At 63.5% G+C, this 5,592-nt stretch carries 4 protein-coding genes; 1 reads left to right on the forward strand and 3 read right to left on the reverse strand.

Annotated features, from left to right (window positions below):
* Positions 1 to 123: 123 nt before the first annotated feature.
* On the reverse strand, positions 124 to 846 hold the full coding sequence (locus ER13_RS15655) for an SDR family NAD(P)-dependent oxidoreductase (protein ID WP_081836261.1): 723 nt from the start codon (positions 844 to 846) through the stop codon (positions 124 to 126).
* A 41-nt stretch (positions 847 to 887) separates the two neighbouring features.
* Here ER13_RS15655 and ER13_RS15660 point away from each other — a divergent pair, with 41 nt between their 5' ends.
* On the forward strand, positions 888 to 1,586 hold the full coding sequence (locus tag ER13_RS15660) for an HAD family hydrolase (RefSeq protein WP_035310748.1): 699 nt from the start codon (positions 888 to 890) through the stop codon (positions 1,584 to 1,586).
* 4 nt (positions 1,587 to 1,590) lie between these two features.
* Here the strand turns inward: ER13_RS15660 and ER13_RS15665 are convergent, their stop codons facing one another.
* Together ER13_RS15665 and ER13_RS15670 are read right to left on the reverse strand one after the other, a co-directional pair.
* Positions 1,591 to 2,385, reverse strand: a complete 795-nt coding sequence (locus tag ER13_RS15665) for a hypothetical protein (protein ID WP_035310750.1) — start codon at positions 2,383 to 2,385, stop codon at positions 1,591 to 1,593.
* 82 nt (positions 2,386 to 2,467) lie between these two features.
* Complete coding sequence (locus tag ER13_RS15670; RefSeq protein ID WP_255347097.1) at positions 2,468 to 5,452, reverse strand: TonB-dependent siderophore receptor; 2,985 nt, start codon at positions 5,450 to 5,452, stop codon at positions 2,468 to 2,470.
* Positions 5,453 to 5,592: the final 140 nt, after the last annotated feature.

Consider the following 5,592-nt stretch of genomic DNA (forward strand, 5'->3'; position numbering starts at 1 on the left):
CGCTTTATCCATCACTGCATCCAGCATGCGTGCCGGTGGCGCAACGTGTATGTCAGATCGTGCATAGGTTGTGAGGTTTTTATTTTTTTTTTTTTTCAAAGAAGAAGCCGGCATACGAGGTGCTCAGGAGTCTGGGGGGCTGGGAGATGTGTAAAAGAGACGGGCAACCCCCCCGCCGCTGTCGGCCGGCGTCAGCGCCGCCATGACCGCCAGCAGCCGTTCGGCGGAATAGTCGGGCGTGAACAGCCGCCCCTCCGCCACCCCCTTCTGGAACGGCGCGCTCAGGCCCGTATCGACCGTGCCGGGATGCAGACCCGCGATCACGGCCAGCGGATGACTGCGCGCCATCTCGATCGCCAGATTGCGCAGGATCATGTTCAGCGCCGCCTTGGACGCCCGATAGCTGTGCCATCCGCCCAACCGGTTGTCGCCGATCGACCCCACCCGCGCCGACAGGGCCGCGAACACCGCCCGCCGGTCGCGCGGCGTCAGCGGCAGCAGGTGTTTCGCCGCCAGCGCCGGCCCCACGGCGTTGACGCGATAGTCCCTCAGCATGTGATCCGCCTCAAGCTGCCGCAGGCTCCGCTCGGGCCGGAACCCGTCATGCAGCACGCCCGTCGCCAGCACGATCAGCGTCGGCGCCGCGCCCTGGCCGATTCGCCGCGCCGCCTCCGCCAGACTGGCCTCGTCCTCCAGGTCGGCCGCCAGGGCCTGTGCGCCCGCGACCTCTTCCCCGGTTCGCGATATCGCCCAGACGGTCTGGTGCTTGCCCTCCACGATCAGGCGATCGACCAGGGCCCGGCCGAGGCCGCCCGTCGCCCCGATCACCACCGCCGATCCGTTCATCCCGTCTCCCCTCGCGTTTCGTCCCATGATAGGGGCGCGGCATGAACATCACCACGGTCGGCCTCGATGCCGACGACACCCTCTGGCACAACGAGACGATCTTCCGCCTGACCCATGCGCGGTTCGTCGATCTGCTGGACGATCACGGCGACGCCGCCACCATCGAGGCGCGCTTGGCCGAGACCGAGCAGCGCAACCTGCGGCTCTACGGCTACGGCGTGAAGGGCTTCACCCTGTCGATGATCGAGACGGCGATGGAGTTGTGCGACGGCGGCGCCCCGCCCGAGGTCGTGCGCGAGATCCTGGCCGCCGGCCGTGAAATGCTGGCCCATCCGGTCGAGACCCTGCCCGGCGTGGACGAGGTGGTCTCCGAACTGGCCGAACACTACCGCCTGGTCCTGATCACCAAGGGCGACCTGCTGGACCAGGAGCGCAAACTGGCGGCCTCGGGCCTGGGCGACCGGTTCGCGGCGGTCGAGATCGTCTCCGAAAAGGACCGGGCCACCTACGACCGCGTCTTCGCCCGCCACGGCACCGGCGCGGCCGAGGCCGTCATGGCCGGCAATTCGATGAAGTCCGACGTCCTGCCCGCCATCGCCGCCGGCGCCTTCGGCGTCCACATCCCCTACCACGTCACCTGGGCCCACGAACTGGCCGACGCCCCGGTGAACGAACCCCGCTACGTCTCCCTGTCCCGCATCGGCGAACTGCCGGACTGGATTGCGGCGATAGAGGCGTGACGCCTCAGGCGTAGCCCAAGAGAGCGCGCAAGCCCGGAGCGTGAAATTCGATCAGCTTCTTCTGCGCCTCTGAGATCTCGTCGGGCAGGACGACCGCGCTGGACACATTCAGGTTCTGGCGCGCCGTTCGGCTCTGTCGTTTGTCTGCGCCGACCCTGACCCGCTCGCGCCAATCGGCGGGCACGGCCTCGAGGCCGCAATCCGCCAGCAAACGTAGGAAGAAGACCTCCGAAGCCTTGCTGTTCAGATCTTCCACCGCAGCGACGATGTCTTCGTACCGGTAGAGGACCGCCCGTGTGCCCATCCAGGCGACGACATTATGGGTGTACATGTCTTCCAGCGTCGGCGTCCGCTCGTGAATGCCGAAGATCATCATATTGATCAGTTCGTCGGCCGGTATGGCGCCGCTCTTCAGATGCGCCAGATTGGCCTGCTGAAATTCGTCGGACAGATAGAAGCGCGCACGCGCCAGCACCCAACTGTGCGGATCGCGCGCCAGAACGATATGTCTCGCGGCGCCCAGGGCGTGGACGCCGGAATCGCTGAACAGCAGATGGCCGCAGCTCATCATCGGCCGAGCCGGATCGAACAGATGACGATGCTGGGCCAGGTTGGGAATCTGCACGAACTCGCGCCCATAGTGCTGCCCCACCGGCACGAACATCCGCAGGATGTTGCGAATAAGGTGAGTGCCGCCCTTGGGAATGCTGTTCAGGAAGAGGGGCGTCGACAGTGGCGCGGGATCAAAGCGCGCCGCATCCTCGTCCAGCGTATCCTTCATGCCCAGGATGACCGCCATATTTCACACTCTCCGCAAGACAAAAGGGGCGGCAGGTTGGAGAACCCGCCGCCCCGTCAAGACCATATAGCCCGTTTGTCGATCAGAACGACTTGCTGATGCGGACAAAGCCGCGGCGGCCGTACATGCCTTCGGTATATTGCGAGGTGAAGGCCGAGGTGCCGACGGTGCTGAATTCGCCCAGGTTCAGGGTAGTCAGTTGCGGCGGCAGTTCGTCGAACAGATTGGCTACACCTGCCAGGATCGACCAGCTTTCGGCATCATAACGAACAGAGAAGCTGTGGAAGGCCGTGAAGGGCGCATCAAGCTTCAGATAGACTTCCTGTCCGCCGACCGTGGCGGTGTCGCTGCCATAAGAGGCGTAGTTGCCTTGGTGCCCAATCATCTGGACGGCCCAAACGCCGGTCCAGGGGCCTCGTTCGTACTGCAGGTTCAGATTGCCCACGAACTGCGGATTACCGACCTCGCCGAGGGTGTCGACGATATTGTCGGCGAACAGGGCTTCTCGCGATTCCAACTGCCAGGTCGCCTGGCCGTCGATCGAGAACCGGTCGCCCCAAGGCAGGTCGTGGGCATAACGCGCTGTGAAATCGATGCCCCGGTTGGTCTGTTCGGCGATGTTGATGAACTTGCCGGAGATGGTGTCGATCCGGTGCGTTCCCTCGTTACGGACGAACTGGCTGCAGACCGGGTCGGTCGGGAAATTGTCCGAGAGGTAGCAGGCCGAGACGGTTCTCGAGCCCAGACTGGTGACCTGGTCCTCGATCTCGATCTCGAAATAATCGACCGCAGCGCTGAAGTTGATGAACTTCGGCGTCCAGACCAAGCCTATAACATGGGCCGTGGAGGTTTCCGGCTCAAGTTGTCCCAATCCGCCGCCCTCGAACAGCGTCGCCGAACTGCCGGCCCCGTTGTGGGTCCCGGGCACGCCGCCGCCCGGTCCGTTCGGATTTGCGCAGTTGTCGGCCAGGCGTTGGCTGATGGTGCCGTCAGTCAGGTTCTGCTGCCAGTTGATGCAGGGATCCACCGTGCGCTGGCTGGCGAAGCTGCTCTGGTCGGCCAGATACAGTTCGAACAGAGCCGGGGCTCGGAACGACGTGCCCGTGGTGGCGCGCATGCGAACGTCCGGCAAGAACTCCCAGTTCACGCCGACCTTGTAGGTCGATGCGCTGCCCGACGTCTTGGTGTTGGTCATCCGGCCGGACAGGCTGAGGTCCAGGCCATAGGCGAACGGCATATCCTTCAGAACCGGGATCGACAGTTCGGTGAAGATTTCGGCCGTGCGCTCGGAGCCCTGGGTGATGCCGGCGCTGGACGAACCCCAGGCGTTGGCGCTGCGCGTGATTTCGCCCGGGACGTCGTTGATTTCGTCGTGACGAACATGGAAGCCGAGGGCCGCCCCGATCGGGCCGGCTGGCAGGTCGAACAGCTCGCCACCCATGAAGCCTTCAATATAGGCCTGTTCATAGACAGTGTTGCCCTTGTCCACGTCGAACAGGAAGGCGCGCTGTTCATCAGTCAGATTACCGGCTAGGAAGTCCGGATCGGCCCAGTTGATGTCGATGCAGGTCCGACCGCTGACCGCCATAATCTCGCCGGCGCAGGAATCGGTGCGGTAGCTCTGGCTGTCGACGGCGTCCTTCAGGATGACGTCGGCGGTATAGTCGCCGTCCGAACGGCTGTATTGGAAGAAGACGTCCCACTTCCAGTCGTTCAGGAAGCTGCCCGGATCGACGAAGTCGCCCCGGACGCCACCGACGACGCGGGCGTAATCGACCTGCTGGCTGGCCGAGTTGTGGTTCGTGATCGGCGTGGGGCTGAGCAGATAGTCGCCGCCCCAGCTTTCATAGCCGTACCCAGCGCCGTAAGACCAGTCGCCGGCGTAGGCGTAGTTCCAGAACTGGCGGTAGCCCTTGGTCGAGGATTTGCGGCGGTTCAGTAGGACTTCGGCATAGGCCTCGGCGTGCTCGGTCAACTGGTATTTGCCCTCGGCGAAGACCGTGTAACGCTCAACCTCGGGGATCAGGGTCTGTTCGTCGTCAAACGGGTGGTTGCCGTTCATGACCGCCGTGCTGGGGCCGTCATAGCCGACCAGATAGAAGCCTGGAGGCGGGACCGGCACCTGACCGGCCAAGCTGCCCGGCACGGTCGGGATGTAGTTGCCCAGGTCGCCGTCATAATCATACTGGAAACGGCCCGGCAACGAGGCGAAGGTGTTGTCATAGGCCCAGACATGGCCCCACAACAGGTCTAGGCACGCGGGCTTGCCGGTACGCGGATCGATCCGGTCCGCACGATTGCCTTGAGCGTCAAAGACATACTGTGCCGCGCAACTGGTGTAGTCGCGATCACCCTGCAGTTGCTCGAACTGCTTGTAGTAGTCGCCAGATATGCTGAAGCTGCCGCGTTCGAACGTCTTGCCGAAGGTGCCGGAGAAGTTCATCTGCTCGCCACCGCCTTCGAAGGGCGCGGTATAATAGGCGGTCAACTCGCCGCCGTCCTGCTCGACGCCGGTAATCAGATTCACCACACCGGCTACGGCGTCAGACCCGTAGATCGACGAGGCGCCGTCCTTCAGGATATCGACACGCGACAGGGCCGATTGCGGCAGGACGTTCAGGTCGAACGCCGAAACGCCGCCACGTGTGCCGGCCGGACCGGCGCGACGACCGTTCAGCAGAACCAAGGTGCGGTTGGCGCCTAGGCCTCGCAGCGAAACCGTCGCCGCGCCCGGTCCTCCGTCGGTAACGAAAGAGCTGGAGATCGTCGAGGTGACTTGGGGCGAGCCGGCGGCCAGGGTCGATTGCTGCAGCAATTGCGCCGTGTCGCTGAGACCACGCGCTTGGGCGTTCTGCGCGGTCAGCACCTGCACGGGCGAAGCGCTCGTGTATTCGTTCCTCGGGATACGCGAACCAGTGACTACAATTTCCTCTACTTCGGACGTGGCCTCAGTCTCCGCAGCCGTAGGCTGAGTTTCCTGTGCCATTGCCGGCGCGGCGGCCATCAGAGTAGCGAACGCGCCGCCAACCAAGGCAGAAGCATTCAAAAGTCCCATCCGACGAGTCATGGAATTCCCCAGTTCAGCTCTAAATGAACTGCCTACTAAATGTGAATTTCGAACCGCAGGCCACCTCAATGACGCAAAGTCGACACCTTGTCGCAACGAATGTGGCAAATTCGCATCACTTTTTTGACCTGATTTGAGAG

Origin of the sequence: Brevundimonas sp. EAKA (genome assembly GCF_000698025.1) — a bacterium.
Taxonomy (GTDB): domain Bacteria; phylum Pseudomonadota; class Alphaproteobacteria; order Caulobacterales; family Caulobacteraceae; genus Brevundimonas; species Brevundimonas mediterranea_A.